The following is a 2566-nucleotide window of genomic DNA, read 5'->3' as shown; positions in this document are numbered from 1 at the left end:
GATAAGCACTTTATAGGCGCTGCTGGTTCGAGCAAACATTTACAGCAACATGCTAATCAAACCGGAAGAAGTTGGTGCGCCACTCGTGGTCGATTACGGCTATGCGAGAAAGTGGATAAGCAAGCCTTGATTAATTAATAGACGGTAAGTAGCCACTTACCGTACCGTTTACTTATTGTCGTTACTTTTGATGTTAGGCGCTAAGGCAACAAAGCACTGCTCCAACGACTACCTAGCAAGCAACACCTTATTCGGGTGTTGAACAAGCCCGATGCTCCTTTCTATAGTAAATAACGGTGTTGATGTTGGCGGGGCTAAAACTGGGTAGACGGCGTTAAACTCTTACCGGAGAGCTAAAAAAGATAGAGCGTCGAAATTTATTGGCAATAGAGTCTATTTCCCTTAGGCTCCAATATAAAAGACGAATGGAATCTAAAATCACCTTTCATGCTCAAATATTATAGCTTAAGAGTTAACAGCCCAAAGGAGTACACAAGTAATAAGAAGGCTACGGGTTTCAGCCAATGGCTAAAAGCATTGAATGGAGAGCAGCTTAGTGAACATTGCTTTATAAATGAGCTAACAACTCGCACAAATAAAAGCTCTGCTATTTTCCATATTCAACTCACCTCTCTATCTCTAAATGCTCTCTCCTCACTAGTATCTTCTATTCCTAAAAAAGGTAACTTTATTAGGCGACCATTGTTGATACTGCAGATTGATACATTAGTTGTTGAGGGGCCTTATAGAAATAAAGTGTTATCTTTTCTAAATGATCATGGAGACAGATTTGATTTAATTCATACCACTGAGTACTCCACAAAAAAATTATTTGAAAAATTAACACCCACACATGTGTTCGAATTACCCCACCCTATTGATGTACACGCTATTCGACCATATCCACGAACAACTAAGAGCCATGACGTTTTAGTTTTAATGGATAAGCACCAACAAAGTGAAGCATTGCTATTGGCAATAGAAAACCTTGGGTTTCGCACGCGTACATTCAACTCTACAAATAAAGAAAAGCAACTCATACCACTATTTACTCGACACTCTATTGTTGTTGCGCCATATGATAGACCAAGTGATGGGGAGTGGATGGCCTATGCCGCTTTAGCTAAATGTGTGGTCATTTCATCAAACCATGTCGATCTCGCAAGACGCTTTTATCCATTATCGATAAGCAATAATGATGATTTAACATCTTTATTCACACTTTTTCGTTGGCTAACAAATAATAGTGAGTTACTGCAATTCATAAGTGTAAATGCCGCACACAAAGTTGAAGCGATTAACCATGGTAATTCTATAGAAAACCTATTTCGTCAATTAAATCATCCGTTGGATAAGAAGCATATAGAAAGAATAAACGCTAACGCAAGCAGCGGTAACATGTTGTTCAACCGCCAAATTGTGCGGTCTTATGGTCCTGAAAACGTGTTCTATAAACCAGACGAGTTCGCCGTGGTGTGCTTAGTAAAAGAAGGAGAAGCCTACTTAAGATCGTTTATTGCTCATTACCAAACCCTTGGGGCTAAACATTTTTATTTCATAGATAATGGCTCTAACGATGACACTGTAAACATTATTAAAAGTGTCGCAAACACAAGCTTGTACATTACCAAACTTCAATTCAAATTTTATGAGACTGAGATTCGCAGGTACGTCGTTGAAAAAAACTGTCAACAACGATGGTGCTTAACGGTAGACGTTGATGAATTCTTTGATTTCCCAGGCTCTAGTTATGCAGATATGAGACATTTTATCCGCTATCAAACTAAGCAAGGGTATACATCGGTTGTTGCTTACTTGCTCGACCTCTTTCCCGAAAAGATTGAAACAGTTGATTCAGCGACATTTAACAGAAGTCAGCATTGTTTTTATGACCTATCTAACATTAGAACTGAGTGCTACTTTTCAAAAAATCAGGAGTACAATAAATTCAACCAGCTTGGAAACAAAAATATTAGTAATTACTACGGGGGAATAAGAGAAAAAGTCTTCGGAAAAAACATTTCGTCTTATGTGTTAACCAAGCACCCGCTAGCGTATATAGATGGTGAAATCGATATTCTCACAGACCCTCACTATTGCAACAAAAGCAAAGTATCGGACGTAACTGGAGTTTTACTGCACTACAAATTTGTTAACGCTGCCTATTCTTATATATCCGATAGGGTTAACAATGGACTACTTTCATATTATGCCGATCAGGAATATCGTGCTTATAAAGGCACTTATGAAAATGGAAAGAAACTTTCTCTATTTTCTAAAAATTCAATTTTTTATAATAGCATTGATGAGCTAATCGAAAAAAAATTCGTCCATATAAGCACTTCTTACACTCGATTTTTAAGAGGGGTGGAGTCACCTTAGCCATTAGGGAAGCATTGAAAAATGAAAAAGAAAGGACACCCAAGTCTTTTTGACAGCGCCCAACAGCACTTCTAGGCTTTAAGTACACCCCAAGCCCTAGAGGTGCCGTTATGACCCGAGCACGTGAACAACAGATCTGTTTAGACAGCACGCCCTACTACCACTGCATTTGCCGCTGTGTGCG

1 protein-coding gene is annotated in these 2566 nt (G+C 38.8%); it reads left to right on the top strand.

Features of this window, described 5'->3' with window-relative positions:
- The first annotated feature begins 537 nt into the window (after window positions 1-537).
- Window positions 538-2382: a glycosyltransferase family 2 protein gene (locus tag Q4549_RS21825; protein ID WP_303554600.1), complete on the top strand. Its 1845-nt coding sequence runs from the start codon at window positions 538-540 to the stop codon at window positions 2380-2382.
- Window positions 2383-2566: the final 184 nt, after the last annotated feature.

Origin of the sequence: Agarivorans sp. 2_MG-2023 (genome assembly GCF_030548085.1) — a bacterium.
GTDB lineage: Bacteria > Pseudomonadota > Gammaproteobacteria > Enterobacterales > Celerinatantimonadaceae > Agarivorans.
The sequence above is the reverse complement of the archived record's forward strand: the minus strand, read 5'-3'. Positions and strand labels throughout refer to the sequence as shown.